The sequence below is a fragment of the Gemmatimonadota bacterium genome (assembly GCA_041390105.1).
Classification (GTDB): Bacteria; Gemmatimonadota; Gemmatimonadetes; order Longimicrobiales; family Gaopeijiaceae; genus JAGQIF01.
In genome coordinates this window covers 248,583-265,146 of the sequence record JAWKQO010000003.1, presented here as the reverse complement: position 1 = coordinate 265,146, position 16,564 = coordinate 248,583, and the positions used below count along the sequence as shown (strand labels likewise).

The 16,564-nt window shown below is 67.4% G+C and carries 12 protein-coding genes; 9 read left to right on the top strand and 3 right to left on the bottom strand.

Features of this window, described 5'->3' with window-relative positions; all coding sequences use genetic code 11:
• The first annotated feature begins 48 nt into the window (after positions 1-48).
• The 5 genes from R3E10_14235 (at position 49) to R3E10_14215 (ending at position 6,836) form a co-directional block, all read left to right on the top strand.
• Positions 49-1,125, top strand: a complete 1,077-nt coding sequence (locus tag R3E10_14235; GenBank protein MEZ4416905.1) for an adenylate/guanylate cyclase domain-containing protein — start codon at positions 49-51, stop codon at positions 1,123-1,125.
• Between the two features lie 389 nt (positions 1,126-1,514).
• Positions 1,515-2,096, top strand: a complete 582-nt coding sequence (locus tag R3E10_14230) for a hypothetical protein (GenBank protein ID MEZ4416904.1) — start codon at positions 1,515-1,517, stop codon at positions 2,094-2,096.
• A 71-nt stretch (positions 2,097-2,167) separates the two neighbouring features.
• Complete coding sequence (locus R3E10_14225; GenBank protein MEZ4416903.1) at positions 2,168-3,589, top strand: Ig-like domain-containing protein; 1,422 nt, start codon at positions 2,168-2,170, stop codon at positions 3,587-3,589.
• A 168-nt stretch (positions 3,590-3,757) separates the two neighbouring features.
• Positions 3,758-4,324 carry a hypothetical protein gene (locus tag R3E10_14220; protein ID MEZ4416902.1) on the top strand — a complete coding sequence of 189 codons (567 nt, stop codon included), beginning with the start codon at positions 3,758-3,760 and terminating at the stop codon, positions 4,322-4,324.
• A gap of 241 nt (positions 4,325-4,565) precedes the next feature.
• Positions 4,566-6,836 carry a hypothetical protein gene (locus tag R3E10_14215; protein ID MEZ4416901.1) on the top strand — a complete coding sequence of 757 codons (2,271 nt, stop codon included), beginning with the start codon at positions 4,566-4,568 and terminating at the stop codon, positions 6,834-6,836.
• A 45-nt stretch (positions 6,837-6,881) separates the two neighbouring features.
• Here R3E10_14215 and R3E10_14210 read toward each other — a convergent pair whose 3' ends face one another.
• From R3E10_14210 to R3E10_14200, 3 genes are all read right to left on the bottom strand, one after another.
• On the bottom strand, positions 6,882-8,417 hold the full coding sequence (locus tag R3E10_14210; GenBank protein ID MEZ4416900.1) for a multicopper oxidase domain-containing protein: 1,536 nt from the start codon (positions 8,415-8,417) through the stop codon (positions 6,882-6,884).
• A 218-nt stretch (positions 8,418-8,635) separates the two neighbouring features.
• Complete coding sequence (locus tag R3E10_14205) at positions 8,636-9,547, bottom strand: hypothetical protein (GenBank protein ID MEZ4416899.1); 912 nt, start codon at positions 9,545-9,547, stop codon at positions 8,636-8,638.
• Positions 9,544-9,813, bottom strand: a complete 270-nt coding sequence (locus tag R3E10_14200) for a hypothetical protein (protein MEZ4416898.1) — start codon at positions 9,811-9,813, stop codon at positions 9,544-9,546. Before R3E10_14200 ends, R3E10_14205 begins: the two co-directional genes overlap by 4 nt.
• 194 nt (positions 9,814-10,007) lie before the next feature.
• Here R3E10_14200 and R3E10_14195 point away from each other — a divergent pair, with 194 nt between their 5' ends.
• The 4 genes from R3E10_14195 to R3E10_14180 all read left to right on the top strand — a co-directional run bounded on the left by R3E10_14195 (position 10,008) and on the right by R3E10_14180 (position 16,550).
• Positions 10,008-11,198 (top strand): ArgE/DapE family deacylase, encoded by a 1,191-nt coding sequence (locus R3E10_14195; GenBank protein MEZ4416897.1) that lies wholly within the window; start codon positions 10,008-10,010, stop codon positions 11,196-11,198.
• A 145-nt stretch (positions 11,199-11,343) separates the two neighbouring features.
• A complete protein-coding gene (locus R3E10_14190; protein ID MEZ4416896.1) occupies positions 11,344-12,702 on the top strand; it encodes a hypothetical protein in 1,359 nt (452 codons plus the stop codon).
• A 243-nt stretch (positions 12,703-12,945) separates the two neighbouring features.
• Complete coding sequence (locus tag R3E10_14185) at positions 12,946-14,196, top strand: hypothetical protein (GenBank protein MEZ4416895.1); 1,251 nt, start codon at positions 12,946-12,948, stop codon at positions 14,194-14,196.
• The gene (locus R3E10_14180) at positions 14,193-16,550 is read left to right on the top strand and encodes a hypothetical protein (protein ID MEZ4416894.1); all 2,358 of its coding nucleotides are present in this window, start codon (positions 14,193-14,195) and stop codon (positions 16,548-16,550) included. The genes R3E10_14185 and R3E10_14180 overlap by 4 nt, the downstream gene beginning before the upstream one ends.
• The last annotated feature ends 14 nt before the right edge of the window (positions 16,551-16,564 follow it).

Sequence of the window (16,564 nt, the reverse complement as noted above, 5' to 3'; positions counted from 1 at the left end):
GCCTAGGTTGAAGGATCAGGATCCGGTCGGCCCCAACCCCGCGTCCCGATGCGCAATCCGAATGGTCGGAAGATCATCTTCCTCGTCGCGTTCTGGCTGTTGTGCGCGGTGTTCATCGTGCTCTACGACAACGCCCTCCTGCGCTACACCCACACACCCCTCAATCCGACCCGCAGCTTCTGGAGGGATCTCTTCCTGGCGTTGGGCGTGGCCTTCGTCGGGGGCACGGCGGCTGCGTCGTTCGACGTGCTGGTACTCAGTCGCTGGTTCCGCCGCCGCCCGCTCGGCCGAACCATCCTCACCAAAGCCGCGTTCTGGCTGGTGTGCATCGTGGTGCTGAACTCGGTGGCGCAGGTGTTGATCCTCTCCTCGCAGTCGGGCGCATCGTTGTTCGGCGCCGAGGTGCGGCGGCGCTACGTCGAGTATCTGTCGAGCCCCTACGTGATCATGACCACCGCGTATTGGGGGGCGGTCGTGCTGATCGCGCTCTTCGTGGTGCAGGTGGGGGAGAAGTTCGGACAGGGGGTGCTGCTCAGCTTCCTCATGGGTAAGTATCACCAACCCAAAGAGGAGGACCGGATCTTTCTCTTCATCGATCTGAAATCGTCGACGACGTATGCCGAGGCGCTCGGCCACATGCAGTACAGTCGTCTACTCCAGGACTGCTTCTACGATCTCACGGACGTCGTGGTGGCCCACCAGGCCGTCATCTACCAGTACGTGGGGGACGAGGTGGTGTTGACCTGGGATCTGGAGACGGGCTTGCACGAGGCCAACTGCGTGCGCTCGTTCTTCGCTTTCGACCGCGCGCTGAAAGCGCGGCATGAACACTACGAGTCACGCTACGGTCTCGTTCCCGAGTTCAAGGCCGGCTTGAATGCGGGGCGCGTCACCGCAGCCGAGGTGGGCGAGATCAAGAAGGAGCTGGCCTACCACGGAGACGTGCTCAACACCGCCTCCCGCATCCAGGGGAAGTGCAACGAGTTCGGGACGCAGATCCTGATCTCCGAATCCCTGTGCCACCTGATGCACGAGCACCCAGGCTTCAACTTCGGCCTGGTGGGGAGCGTGGAGCTGCGGGGGCGGCAGCAGCCGGTGAGGGTGTACGAGGCGGTGGAGGCGTAGGGGGGGCGATCCGACGTCTTCTCGGCGACCGTTCGTGACCACTGGGCGGTCCGCCACCCGGCGCCCCTGCGATGGTGATCGTCCAGGCCTCGGCCCTCCTCATTGACCCCATGCGCTCCGCCAGCCTTCCGGGGTGACACGGACTGCCTCGGCAGGCCCGAGCCAGGCGACTTCACCCTGGCTCCCCCAGCTGGGCGTTCAACCGGAACGCGACCATCCACCGGTATCGAGGTCGGCTCTGGGGATCGGTGCGCGAACGCCAAGCGCTTGGGGGAAAAGGGCTTCACGGGTCAGTCCCCAAGAGTGACGGCCAGGAGGCGATCAGGTGGCGGCTCGGGTTCAGGTTGGCGCCATCACAGAGTCGTTCCCTGCCGTGAAGGAGAAGATGTATGAGAACACGGAGAGTAGTCGTCGCGCTTGGGGCCGTCCTCTTGGGAGCATGCGCGCAGTCCGATATCGCGGCGCCGTCCGGGCCGGAGGAAGCGCCTTCCCTGTTCGCTGCCAGCCAAGGCAATCCCTGGGTCTACCACGTGACGGGCGGCGGCAGTGGCATGGTGGAGAACACGGGCCTGCTGACGACCGGGCGTGTGAACGTCAGGCAGGCAACGGATGGAACGATCAGCGGCGAGTTCGAATTCCACAGCCGCTTTCCGCAGGGGCAGGATGTCGACGGCCAGGCCACGGAGGTCCATATCGTTGCCGAGGCGGACTGCATGATCGTTGAGGGCAATACTGCTTGGATCTCCGGGAAGATGACGAAGATCAAGAAGTTCGACTTCCCGGCGCCCGTCCCTCCACAGCTCGGAAATCCCTACATGACCATCGTCGAGGTGAGAGGCCCGTCGGATGCTGGCGCTTGGTTCAGCCCCCCCCGCTTCGTGGGTGCGGTCGACTGCAACGACCGGCCGCCGATCCCGGCGCTCCCGCCTACGGGTCGGATCAACGGGGCCTACACGATCCACGCTCGCTGAAGACCGCAGCCCAGGGTGGGGGGCTCCGGCTCCCCGCCGCTGAGGTCCGAACACACAATGTTGGAGGCAGCATGACCATGCGGGGAGCGGTCGAGGTCTCGCTGTGCATCGCCCTGTCCACGCTGGCTGCGTGCGCTGGAGACTCCGGCGATCCGGGGGGACCCGCCGGGCCGTCCGGACCGGCTCCGGTAGCGTCAATAGAGGTGCTGGCAGGGTCTGGTGAAGTGGGGTTGGACGACACACTCCGGTATTCAGCCGTCCTCAGGGACGCACGGGGGAACCCGCTTGCGGGCCGCGCGGTGAGTTGGAGAACAGCGGACGCGCGGCTGGCCACAGTGTCGCCGGAGGGCCTGGTGACCGGCGTGGCCCTTGGGACGACCCAGGTCTTCGCGATCAGCGAAGACGTGACGGGCCTCGCCGACGCGCGCATCGTGTTCCGCCTCGCGTCGATATCGACCAAAGGAGGGTCGCACACGTGTGGGCTGACCGCAGCGGGCTCGGCCTACTGCTGGGGAAACGGCTACGAAGGCAAGTTGGGGGACGGGGGCACGCAGTTCCAACCCGCTCCCGTCCGTGTCCTGGGCGGCCTTCGTTTCACGATGCTTTCCGTCGGAGGCGGCCACGCCTGCGGACTCATCGCCGGAGGAGCGGCCTACTGCTGGGGCGGCAACGCGAGCGGCCAGTTGGGGGACGGAACGCTGGTCGATCGAAGCGCTCCCACGCCCGTGACCGGCGGATTCGCGTTCAGGCATATCGATGCCGGGGCCATTCAAACCTGCGGCGTCACGACTTCGGGACAAGCACTGTGCTGGGGATCGAACGTGTGGGGCGGTCTCGGGGACGGCACCACGATCGACCGCTCGACACCGGCCCCCGTGCCTTCCTCCACCGAGTTTCAATCGGTGGGCTCGAGTCTGGGCCACGGATGTGGGCTCGCGACGGACGGTGTGGCCATCTGCTGGGGGCGGGGTGACCTGGGCGCCCTCGGCGATGGGTCCGGAGCACCGACCTTCCGGAGCGGCCCCGTGACAGGAGGCCACACCTTCACGCGGTTGACCGTGGGAGGCCTGGCCACGTGCGGACTGCTCGCTTCGGGGGCCGCTCTGTGTTGGGGGGACAACCGAGACGGCGGTCTTGGGAACGGTACACGCGCCACCAGCTTCGAGCCCGTCCCGGTCGGTGGCGCGATCGCGTTCGAGTCGATCCGAGTGTCTAGCTTCACCTGCGGAGTCGACGGTGACGGCGTTGGCTACTGCTGGGGAGGCAACAATAGCGGCAGGCTGGGGGACGGGACGACGGACGATCGGCTGGTCCCAGCGGCCGTGGTGGGGGGCCATCGCTTCCGCGAGATCCATGCCGGGAGCCAGCACGCCTGTGGGCTCGATCGCGATGGCGTTGCCTGGTGCTGGGGAAACAACGGCCAGGGGTCGCTGGGGATCGGTGACTACACCCCTCCCAGTCCAATCCCAGTGCGGGTGGTCGACCCCAGGTAAGCACAGATTCTTCCACGTGGGCGCTATCGACGCTAACTGGAGTCCATTGCATCCCAACAGCTTAGGGGATGTTGACGAGAACAGTGACGGGTAGGGGGCAGTCGGAGGGCGTCTGCTGCGGAGACTGGATGACAGCAGCATCATCCGTTCCCAAAGCAGGAGGATTCCATGAAGGGCAGAGCAACAGTAGTCGCGACCCTGCTACTCCTGATTGCGGCCTGCGGCCATGGCGACATCACATCACCCGAGGGACAACTGCCTGACCTCGGCCTGACGGTAGCCCAAGCGCCCAACCCGTGGGTCTACCGCGTCACGGGCGGCGCAGCGGGCTTCGACCCGAGTACCGGACTCCTCGGCACCGGCGAGATCAACGTCGCTGAGCAAGAGGATGGGTCCGTGAGCGGCAGGTTCTCCTTCAACTTCCGCTTCGTGCCTGGAAGAAACGTGAATGACGTGGAGGCGGGCCTGCACTTCGTCTCCGAGGCCGACTGCCTTGTGGTCGAGGGCAACACCGCTTGGATTTCCGGCGTCGTGACCGTCATCAAGGACTTCGACTTTCCCGTCCCGACTCCGCCGCCCGGGAACCCCTTCATGGTGATTGTCGAAGACAACGGTCCGGCGAACGATCGGGTGTGGTTTGGACGACCCCGCGACCTGTCGGTCGTAGACTGCAACGATCGTCCTCCCCACCCGGGTGGCAGTCAGGTTGGGAACCTCACGATTCACCGCCGCTGACACCGAGGGTCGCGCCCGACGCGACGCTGGCCGCCTTTCATCCGGGGATGGGGTCCCAGTCGGGGACCCTGTCCCCGCTTCGCTAGAACCGCCGGCCGAACCCTTGGCGCAGCACCGGGGTTGCCCGCGAGGCCCCGCCCCACATCTTGGGGATAGCCCGTCCCGCTCCATACCGGCACCCTCCTTCGTGGGGCGGCCGGACGGGTTCGACCATCACGGATCCCGTTCCTGGAGCGACCCGATGGCGCGGCCGCCCTTCCGCCTGCGCACGATGGGTGGCGTCGATCTGACCGACGCCGATGGGCGGCGTGTGTCTGCTGTGTTGGCGCAGCCCAAGCGATTGGCGCTCCTCGTTTACTTGGCCATCGAGGGGTCGGATTCCCCAGTGAGCCGGGATTCGATCGTCGCGCTCCTTTGGCCAGAGTCGAGCCAGGCTCGCGCTCGCCGCAACCTGCGGAATTCGTTGCACTTCCTGCGGAGCGCCCTGGGCACGGATGTCGTTGAGTCCATTGGGCACGATCAGGTCCTACTCGACCACTCCGTAATCCAGTGGGACGGGCACGAGCCTACATCCGCACCCCGAGAAATCGACCACGCTGGGGGATTCCTGGAGGGTTTCCACATCTCGGGGGCCACGCAGGAGTGGGAGGAATGGGTGGACCGGGTCCGAAGACAAGTCGGAGTCGCCAGGCAGACGGGCAAGGAAGGGCCGGCGCAGCAGAGTGCCACGAGCGGTTCTGAGCGCGAACGCCGCCCCCTGGAACGGACTCCACCGGGCCCGACTCCGGCCAGTGCGCCCGTTACAAGCCCAGCCGTTCCGCGGACCCGCCGCAGCGTGGCCTCCCTTCTGGTCGCTGGGATCGTGGCGGCTCTCTGGCTGGGGAACGCCGTAGGCCAGGCGGGTCGGACGGCAGTGAGTCGCGGCGCGGTGACGCTGGCCGTTCTCCCCTTCTCGACCAGCACATCTGATTCCGCGGGCAAGGAAACGGCGGACATCCTGCGCGACGAGTTGGTTGCTCACTTGGCCCGCAATCCCAGAATCGCCGTCCTTCCCGCGGTTGCCACACCCCGTGGCCTCGATGATCCGCAGGAGCTGCGGGAAGCCCTTCAACACCTGCGGGTCGACCACGTGCTTACCGGCGAGGTTGAAGCCAGGCAATCCACCGTTGACGTACGGCTGGAGCTGGTCGCGGTCAAGACAGGAGGTGTGGAGTGGATCGATGGCTCCAACGTCGCGCCCGGAAGTGGAAAGTGGCTGGGCCTGTTTCCACGATGGGTAGCCGAAATCAGTGAGGCCGTCGACGTCCCTCTGGTCAGGCAGCCGCGTCAACTTACGGCAGACCCAAGGGCGCTGGACCTCTATCTGCGTGGAAGGATGCTGAACCGAAGCCTGCTGGAGGCGGACAGCTACAAAGCCGAGGAGCTCCTCCATCAGGCGATCCGGCTCGACTCGAGTTTTGCAGCCGCGTACTCCGAGTTGTCCTTCGTGATCGGCGGTCGCCAGATGCTCTTCGGATTTCCCGAGGAGTTCGCAGACTCGGCTGCGACGATCGCGACCACGGCCATCGCGATCGATTCGTTGCTACCCGAAGCCCACATGGCCCTACACTTCGCTCGGTTTTGGCAAAGACAGTACCATGAGGCCGAAGTCGCCGCCCAGAAGGTGTTGGAGCTTCAGCCTTCCAATTTCTTCGTCGTGAACAACCTCGCCTTCATTCGGTTCTACCGGGGCGACTACGTGTACGCGCTGAAGTGGTCCCGTTCGGCTTTGGAGATGGCTCCCCCGGATTGGGGTCCACCACGCCACATGATTCCGCTGGTCCTGGGTGTGCTTGGCGATTTCGACCATGCGCGCGCTCTCCGCGAGGTGGGCATGAGGATCTCACCGCAGTGGCCAGAACACCTCTCGGGGCTCATTCTGCTCCATACCATGGCCGGGGAGTTGGATCGTGCACGTGCCCTTGCGGACTCCGCCCTGTTGGTTCGGGGAGATGAGCCCGGGCTCCTGTGGGCAAGCGCCAATGTCTCCTTGGCTGAGCAGGACCTGAATGGTGCCGAGATGCAGATACGAAAGCTGCTCTCAGCTGCGCCAAACTTCCGGCATCCCACGAGCATCTCTGCGCAGGGTAAGCTTGGGTTCATCCTCGCGGCGCAAGGGCGGACCGCCGAGGCCGGGCCGCACTTGCGCGCCGCGAGGACGATGGCGGAGGATCTGATTCGCCGCAGGAGTGACGCCTTCGGGCCGCGTTTGGAGCTCGCCGCCATCGAGGCCGTGCAGGGCGACGTCGCAGCGGCGCTGTCATGGCTCGAGGAAGCGCGCATTGACGGCTGGCGGTCTACAGGTCAGTTCCAGGTCCGGCCGGGGCTGGATTCACTGCATGGTCTTCCGGAGTTCGAGACCCTCCTGGAAGGGGTACGTTCGGAGAACCGCGTGATGCTGCAGCGGATCCACGCGGAAGGGCTGGACGATCTGCTGGGTCCCGGGGGCACATTTGCGCCGGGACTCTCGTAGCGCGCCTGCCGTTGGGACCGAGAGGCTACAGGACCCGCCCCCCCCTCACTCCACCGTGAACTGCCCCATCATGCCCGAGTCCTCGTGTTCGAGGATGTGGCAGTGGTACATGTACGGCTTGGCGGTATCGGCTTGGTGGTCGAAACGCACAAGAATCTCGGCGGTGCCGTCGACTACGACGATGTCGTCGAGCCCGCGGGCTTCGAAGGGCACCGGCTCGCCCTTGCGACTCACCACCGTGAAGCTCCCTCCATGCACGTGGAAGGGGTGCGCCATCTCCTCGGAGACGATCTCCCAGAGCTCGGTTTCTCCTCGGCGCACGCTCTCGTTGATGACCGCCAGGTCCATCGAGACCCCGTTGATGGTCATCCCGCCTTCCATACCTCCCATGCCTCCTCCGCCCCGACCCATTCCGCCCCCGCGGCCCATGCCACCCATTCCCATCCCCATGCCGCCGCCATGCACAGCCAGGCGGAACGTGCGACGTCGCACGGGATCGTCCGAGTTCGCTGCCGGGGCTCCGGCCATGCGCGTGGGAAGGGCGGTGATGCCCGCTCGCCGTGACGGATCGGGCCGGAAGCGCAGCACCTCGAAGTCGTCCCCACCGGAGGGCGAACGCCCGGCCATAGGGCCCATCCCCATGCCCATCATGGGCTCGTAGGGGTCCTGCCCCGAGCGGAGCGCCACCTCACCACCGCGCCCGAAGTCCACGACGATCTCGGCGCGGGCAGCGGGAGGAAGCTCGAGGCGCGTGCGTTCGACGGGAGCGCTGAGCAGGCCGCCGCTGGACGCGACCTGGTGGAACGCACGTTCGTCACTGAAGGAGAGCACGTAGGTGCGGGCGTTGGAGCCGTTCAGCAGACGGAGCCGCGTGAGACCGGCCGGCACGTCGGCCAGCGGCCGGATCGCACCGTTCACGAGCATCTCCTCCCCCCGGAATCCGTGCATCAGCGTGGGGCCCATCTTTGCGTACGCAAACGACCCGTCCGAGCTGAAGGTGCGGTCCTGAAGGATGAGCGGGAGATCGTCGACGCCCCACTGCTTCGGCAGTCCGGGATCGGGGGCAGCCGGGTCCTCGATGATCAGCATCCCGGCCAATCCCTGGAGAACCTGATCGGCGGTGCGGCCGTGCAGGTGCGAGTGGTACCACAGCGTGGCGGCGGGTTGGTCAATCTCCAGCTCGGGGCTCCAGGTCGCGTCTGGCGCGATGATCTCGTGCGGGCCGCCATCCAGCCACCCAGGGACCGCCAGGCCATGCCAGTGGCAAGTCACGGCTTCGCCGGACATGCGGTTGGTGATGCGCATGGGTGCGGTGGCACCGCGCTTCACGCGGATCACGGGTCCCAGGAAGGTCTGCCCGAAGCCAGCCGTCCGGGTGGACGCCCCGTCCAGGAAGTCGGTATGGCCGGTGATGACGTCCAACACGCCGGGAGCCGACGCGGAGGGCTCGAGCAGCGGAGGGATGGGGAGTGGCTGTCCTGCCACCACGCCCACGGCACCGCGGAGGATGTACGGCCGCCCAAGGAGCGCGATGGCGGATCCGGCCGTAGCCGTGGTGATGAACTGTCTGCGACTGAGCATGATTCCCTCGTGCCCGTGGATAGTCCTGATTGCCCCTCTCCCATGCGCTGCCTGGGCCCTGTGGCCAGGCGCGGCCATCAAGAAGCTAGTCCGGTGAGGCGCGAACGGGGCGTCGGGAGAGTCGAGGCCGGGCTGTGGGGAGGAATCAGATCGCACGGAGCGCACGCCGCCCGAGCGCCGACCTGCCGCAACCCGCCCGCCCCTTCGGCGGCACCGAATCAGAACCGGATCACCAGACTCGCGCTGAACTGCTCCCCTTCGTTGAAGTTGGGTGCGCCGGAGCCATCCTGGTACAGGAAGTCGAAGCTCTCGCCGTCGCCCAGCTCGATACGGAGACCCCCGGCCACGCGGTGGTACAGCGCGCTGTTGGCGAGGTCGAACCAGGCGGTTGCCCGGCCGATCAGCGCGAGGCCCGTTCCTCCGAAGTCCACGAGCGAGATCGGGGACGTGAGCGTGAAGTCCGTCTTCAGGCGAAGGAGCGCGCTCCCGGGCTCCTCCTCCGTCCCGGGCACCCTCGCTGCGCTCGTGCTGTCCAGCGCAGCGTCCGGCAGATCCGCGCGGTAGCCGGCCTGCACGAAGACGCCCACGCTGGTCTGTCCCAGCAGCCCGCGACGGGCTCCCGCCAGGTTCTGATACCAGGGCACCCAACCCGCCTCCGCGAGCACGTTCACATCGTCGAAGGCCCGATCGGCCTCGATGCCGCCGGACAGCGTCAGCACGTGGAAGAAGCAGGTGCCGCACGGAGTGCGCACGCCCGCGATGGTCGTATCCGGCACCCAGATCACGTTCCCACTGATCTTGGCGATCACGCGGTTGAAGGCGTCAGCCTCCCCGGTCTCCAACGTGAGCACCGGACTCAGGTCGACGATGCGGGAACGCCCCTCGCGACTGCGTATCTGGAAGACGTCCCCCAGGTTCTTCGCGTACTCGACCGCGATCCGCATCGCGGCCCGTTCGGCTTCTGTGCGCACGGTGCCCAACGACACGGACAGATCGCGGGTCTGCGCCTGCGCCTCGTCCGCGCCCCCGAAGAGGCTGGTCACGACGAGGGCGAGGGATCCTAGAACCCCCCAGCGAGTGACTCGCGGGAACGGCGGGCGTCGCTGCGGCGCCGAGTGGCGCTCGCTCATGGCTGGGGCTCCGGCGGCAACAACTCGTCGGCGAGCTCGGCCACGGTGAGGTCCATCCACGCTTCGGGCCACGTCGGATCAGGCAGCCCGTTCATCACGAAGGTGGCACGGATGAACGCCTTGTAGATCCGCTTGGGCGTGGCGTTGCCCGGCCCTTCGTCCGTCAGGATGTCCCCGTGGACTGTGTTCTCGTCGATGGCGCTACCGGAGGTGTTGAAGGCGCCGAGCTGGTAGATCATCACGGCGCGGAGCTGGGCGTTGTCCATGACGGCCCTTCGGAGGAAGGGGATCGACTGTGACGGAGGAGGGATCGGGAGCTTGGGTGGGCGTCGAAGCCCACGCAAGGCTCGCCCGGGGCGCGTCCGTCCGGCTAGACTGCCCCCGCGGTCGGGCCGCTCTCCGGTCACGACCCGGCCTGACAGTCATCATCGCGCGCAACGCGCGAAGGGAGCAGGAAGGCGTGGACCCGCGCGCGCAACAGGCGATGTTGGAGTGGATCGAGGCTCGTCGCGACGAGATCGTCCGCTTCGCTTCGCAACTGATCGCCATCCCGACCGAAAACCCACCAGGCACGACCTATCCGCCATGCGTGGAGGTGCTGGTGGGTCACCTGGAGTCGCTCGACCTGCCCACGGAGCGCGTCCAACTGACGCCGGACCGCTTGGCGGTGCTGAGCCGGGTCGGAACCGGCCGCCCGCTGGTCCTGCACGGCCACTACGACGTGGTCCCGGCCACCGTGCCTGGACAGTTCGAGCCGGTGGAGCGAGGCGGGCGGCTCTACGGTCGAGGTTCGTCCGACATGAAGGCGGCGCTCACGTCGATGATGGTGGCCCAGGCTGCGTTGGTTGGCCATGGCTTTCCGGGTGCCGTCGCGCTGGTGCTGGTCCCCGACGAAGAGACCGGTGGGCAGGCCGGGACGCGCCGCCTGTTCGAGCTGAACGTCCTGGACGAGGAACCGATCGGGGCCATCCTCGGGGAGCCCACCTCGGGCGTGATCTGGAACGCCAGCCGGGGCGCCATCACCGTGCGCGTCACCGTCCGCGGCGAGCCTGCGCACGTGGGCCTGCACTTCCAGGGGGTCAACGCCTTCGAGACAGCGCTGCCCATCCTGGAGGCGCTCGGCCGCCTCAAGGCCGACGTGCGTTCCGTCCACACGGGCTTCGCCATCGAACCCCCCGAAGCCCGGGAGTCCATCCTGATGCTGGGCGGGGAGGTGCGGGGCGGGCACCAGTTCAACCTGGTGCCGGACGCGTTCTCCTTCACGGTGGAGCGCCGCTTCAACCCGGAGGAGGACCTGGAACGCGAGCGGGAGCGTCTGCTCGCCGTGATCGGAACGGCGATCCCGGAGGGGGCGGCCGTGGAGGTGGACGTGTTCCAGGAGGGCGCCTCCAGTGCCACGGACGAAGCCGAGCCGCTGATCGGCGCGTTGCGAGCGGCACATCGGCGGATCTCCGGCTCGGAGCCGGCCTGCGCGCTCTGCCCCGGGCTCCTGGAGAACCGCTTCTACACAGCGGCGGGGATCCCCGCCGTGTCCTACGGTCCCGGTGAGCTGGAGGTCTCCCACGGCCCGGAGGAGAGCGTGTCCGTGGACCGGTTGGTCGAGTGCGCCAAGATCTACGCGCTGACGGCACTCCAACTGGCAGGGCACTGACAGCGGCGATCCCCGCCGAGGCGTCCGACGGACACTCGGTTCGGGCCGGATCGGACGGGTGCGTCGGTCTGTGATCCCTCGCTCCCAGGAACCGGCTAGGGGGAGGGTGTGACCTTTCACCCCCCGGATCCCACGGGAGCCTGCCATGTCTCGCCTACGCTACTTCACCCTGCTCCTCGCCGCCCTCCTGCCCCTTCTGGCGGGTAACGTTGCGGCGCAGACGATCCGCTCCGTCTCGAAGCAGACCCTCGAGATCGTGCCCGGCACTCGGGACCTCATGTTCCGCGTCGATGGCGCGGGATTGGCGGACGTCACGGAGGTGAAATTCCTCAAGAACGGTCGCGAGGTGCGTGGCATCACGTCCACCGTGCGCGCCACGAGTGGCTACGTCACGCTCACCATCGCAGCGGACGACGCCCTGAGCCCCCTCGACGGGATCGACATCGAGTTGCGGGGCTCCCGCCTGAAGGAGCCGATCCGCGTGCCGGCCAAGGCACTGGTAGCCAGCCGCAACCAGGGCTCACCCGCAACCCTCCCGCCGGCCTCGGATGCCTCGGTTCAGGTGGCCACCATCGAGGTCGATGCCAACGACGTCTACGTGGGGGGCACCGTCCCGGGTCGGGTCCGGCTGACCACGCTCTCCTCACAACCGGTGGAGGTCGAGGTGGTGAGCGAGCGGCCCCAGTCGCTCGAGGCACCCGGCGTGGTGGTGGTGCCTGCCGGCCAGATCCAGGCGGCGTTCGAGCTGAAGGGCGTGAGCGAGTACATCTACCTGGGTGACCCCTGGACCATCGAAGTCCAGGCCCGCAAGGTGCCGTACACGAGCGGCCCGACCCGGAACGTGCGTGTGCTGAACGCACCATCGCCGGACCTGGCCCTCTTCCCGAACGTGGGGACCGGTGATTGGGACTTCGGCAACAACTCCTATGCGGGTCCGCCTCCGGCAACGCCGGCCACGTCGGGCGAGACGCGGTCCGTGCGGATCCGTCTGGCCCATGAGCCCATCAAGGGCGGCACGCTCCAGCTGGGCGTTTCGGGACCGGCCAGCGTCCAGACGTCCGTCTCCATCACCCCAGGCACGAGCCGCATGCTCAACGTCCCGGTGAACTTCGGAACGGTGACCTCGCCGCAGCAGGTAACGGTCACGGTGACCGGGTACGGCGTCTCGAGGTCGGCGGGGGTCATGGTCTATCCCGATGCAGTCGTAGTCACCGATGTCTCCCCGGAAGGGGGCTCCGGGTCCTACGCATCGGTGGTCGGCGGCGACGCGCTTCGCCTCGACGTGACGCTCTCCCAGCCGGCGCCGGCCGGAGGCTACGTGGTTCTGGTCCAGGCCAGCGATCCTGGGGCCGTGGCGGTGAACTCGTTGACGATCCCCCCGGGAAGCACCACGGGCCTGCTCATCGTGGGGATCCAGGCCACCAGCACCCAAAAGACGCTGACCCTGAGCGTGGGTGACGTGGCGCCCCAGACGTTTACGGTCAACGTGCTCCCCAACCAGTAGGAACGCGGACAGGAGGGCTCCGGGGCGGCGGCCTTTCTGGTCGGCCGCCCCGGAGCGTCCCCCCGACGACGAGCCAGCGATCGGGACCGAGCGCGGCCTGGCCCCCTCCCATACCCACGGGATTTCGTCTGAAACCCCCTCGCCGGAACCACCGTAGGTCCGGGTGTCGACCCGCCTCACCGTTCCCGCGAAGGTATGCCGCGACACCACGCTCGCTTATGGCTCCTCTGGGGCCTCTGCTCGTTGGCGACTCCCCTGTATGCCCAGGATGCGCACCGCATCTGGGGGCGCGTGCACACCAAGGACGGCGAGGTGCACGAAGGATTCATCCGCTGGGACCGGAACGAGGCGAGCTGGGTCGACCAGCTGGACGGCACCAAAGGCGTGCCGCAGGAGCACTACGACACCTGGCTGGCGCTGCACGGGGACACCGATCGACCCACGCGCACCATCCAGCTTCGAGGCTACCGGGTCAGTTGGGACGAGGAGGATCCGGACTTTCCGCTGAACGTGACCTCGGGCCTTCGCTTCGGGCAGATCGCCGAGATCGTCGCTGCGGACGAAGACAGCGTGGATGTGGTGCTCAGATCCGGAGCGCGCATCGGGCTCTCCGGCGGCTCCACCGACTTCGGTCCCAGCATGCGAGAGCTCCTCGTCGAGTCCTCGGGTCGCAGCACCGAGCTGGAATGGGAGCAGATCGAGCGGGTGGAGTTCAGCGCCGCACCTGCGGGCGAGCGGCCCCCGGCCTCCCGGTTGTACGGGACCGTGGAGGACGACCGTGGCCGCTCCTTCACCGGGTTCATCTCCTGGGACCTCGACGAGGTCATGACCACCGACATCCTGGACGGGCGGGACGAGGGTGGGGACGACCGCGACATCCCCATGGGAGACATCCGGAGCATCGAGGGGCATCGGCGTAGCTCCACCGTCACACTCGCCTCGGGTCGGACCCTGGAGCTTTCCGGCTCCAACGATGTCGGGCGGGGGCATCGCGGCGTGCAGATCTCGGATCCCGGGTTGGGCATGGTCGAGGTGGAGTGGGATGAGTTCGCGCGCATCGAGTTCTCTGCGGCTCCGGCGGAGCCGGGGTACGACGCCTTCGACGGGGGCCACCGCCTGGTCGGCACCGTCACGACGCAGGCGGGTGAAGAGGTGAGCGGGCTCATCCGCTGGGACATGGACGAAGAGTCCTCGTGGGAGCTACTGAACGGCGTATCGGAAAAGGTCTCGTTCGACATCGAGTTCGGTCAGATCGCACGCATCGAGCGCGGTGAAGTGTTCGGTGCACGGGTGACGCTGCTCGACGGGCGCACGTTCGAGCTCGATGACTCCAATGACGTGGACTGGGACAACAAGGGCATCCTGGTGACCGCCGAGGACGCGGAGGGCGGGGAAGCGGGAGCACCCGCTCAGCGGTATGTGTCCTGGGAGGAGTTCAAGGAGGTACGCTTCCAGCAGCACGGGTCAGGGCGGGCGGAGACGGGGGGGCGATGAACGGAAGCTCGCGGGCGCTGCGTCCGACCCGGATGAAGGCCAGGGGGTGGCAGGTCCTCCGCTTGGCGGCACCTCTTGCGGTGGCGGCCTCACCCTTCGCCCCACCCGGTCTGGACGCGCAGGATCCCTACCGGCCCGACGCCTTCGTGGATCCGACGGCCCGTTTGCTCTACACGGCCGCCGCCGAGAACTGGGGCGCTCTGGACGAGTCCATCCTCCGCTACACGGCGCGCATCGATCAGCGCATCGCGGCCGCGATCCGCACGCCGCTCAAGGACCGCGTGCTCTATCGCAACGAGACCGCGGTACGTGCGTTCTGGGATCAGGACTACGACGCCGTCGTGCAGGTGCTGGGCACGCGCTCCCAGTACCCGGGTCGCTCGATCGCCGTGCGGGAAGGGGACCTCGATTGGCTGGAGGACCTGCCGTTCGACAAGCCGTTCGAACCCGGGGGAGACCGGCTCTTCTTCGGACTGAACGACAGCGACGAGCCCAACTACCAACCCGACGACGAAGATTTCTGGTTCGCCCATCCGTTGGCGAGCGGCGCAGACTCGCTCTACCGGTTCCAGAGCGGTGACACGCTCACCTTGAGCCTGCCCGGCGGGAGACAGCTGCGCACGGTGCAGCTGGACGTGATTCCGCGCCGCGCGGACGTCCATCGCATCACTGGAAGTCTGTGGATCGAACCCGAGTCGGGCGCGCTCGTGCGGGCGGTGTTCCGCCTGAGCCAGCAGTTCGACGCGATGCGCGACGTTCCCGAGCTGCAGGAAGAAGAAGAGGCCGGTGAGTTCAAGTACGTGCCCGGGCTGTTCAAGCCCTGGACGTTCGATCTCACGATGATTGCGGTGGACTACGCGCTGTGGGACTTCCGCACCTGGTTGCCCCGCAGCATGCGCCTTGAAGGGGAGGCAGCCGCGGGGATCCTCAAGTTTCCGGTGTCCATGGACGTGGCCTACCAGATCGAGTCGGTCACGATGGCGGAGAACGGAGTCGAGGAGACTGTAGACCTCTCGGTGGGCTCGGATCCGAGCGGAGCAGTCAGGGACGTGCACTTCAAGACACGCGCCGAGGCCATGGCGTTCATCGCTCAGCTCCTCTCCGACGGCGAGCCGGTGGCGTACGAGCAGATGTCACGCCAGGAACCTGGGGCCCGCGGGCGAGAGTCGCTGCTGCTGGTGCCGGAGGAACGGAGCCAGGTCGCCGAAAGCCCCTATCTTCCCCCGCCCATCTGGGAGGAGGCGGAAGGGTTTCCCTCCGATGAGGACCTCGAGGAGTTCGTTCGGACGCTTGCCGATCTGCCCGCCCCCCGCGTGGAGGGGATCCCCTGGTCGGCGAACTGGGGATGGGCGCGACCGGACCTGATCCGCTACAACCGGATCGAAGGTCCTGCCATCGGCGGGCGCCTGGAAGCGGCCATTGGCGGCCCCTACACGCTGGGCGCGTCCGGATTCTTCGGATTCGCCAACCTCGATCCGTCGCTGCGACTCGATCTGGAGCGATCGACCGTGCTTCGCACCCTGACCTTGGGTGCGTATCGCGAGCTGCAGGCCACCGACCCGCGCGGTGGTTACCTGGGGTTCGGGAACTCGGTCGACGCGTTCTTCTTCGGACGGGACAACGGGGAGTACTACCGGGCCACGGGCGCGGATCTCACCTGGGCGCCGCCGGTGGGCGCGCGTGAATCCTTCGAGTTCCGCGCCTACGCCGAGCGCCAGGACGCTGTGGAGACCGAGGCGGGATTCGCCCTCTTCCATGCCTTCGACGGCGGTTGGGACTTCCGTCCCAATGTCGCCTCCACCGATCTGGAGGAGGTGGGCGGCGAGCTGCGGATGTCTCCCTGGTGGGGAGGCGACCCGATGGGCGCGCAGGTGGGGCTCGATCTCTACGGTCAGGGAGCCCGCTGGCGCACCATTCGCGCTGACACCACCAGCGACTACGCGCGCGCCAGCGCGGTGCTTCGGATCGCCGTGCCGTTGGTGGGAGGGGCATGGCGGGTGGGAATGGAGGCGGGTGCCGGCACGAGCTGGGGCGCGCCGCCTCCGCAGCGTGCCTGGTTCCTGGGCTCGGCCAGCACCCTGCGCGGCTACCCGCCCTCCGTGGTGAGCGGCCCGTCCTTCACGCGGGGACGACTCGAGTTGGCCCGTGTCTTCGACGGCATCGGTAGCGTGAGTACCTTCGGCGACGTCGGCTGGGCCGGCCAGCGCGACGCGTTCTCCGGCGATGATCTGCTCTACGGCGTGGGGGTCGGCGGTAGCCTGCTCGATGGGCTCTTCCGCATGGACCTGTCCCGGGGGCTCAACGGATCCCTGCGGCAGTGGCGGTTGGACCTCTATCTGGACGCGATTCTCTAGCAGGTCGTCCTTCC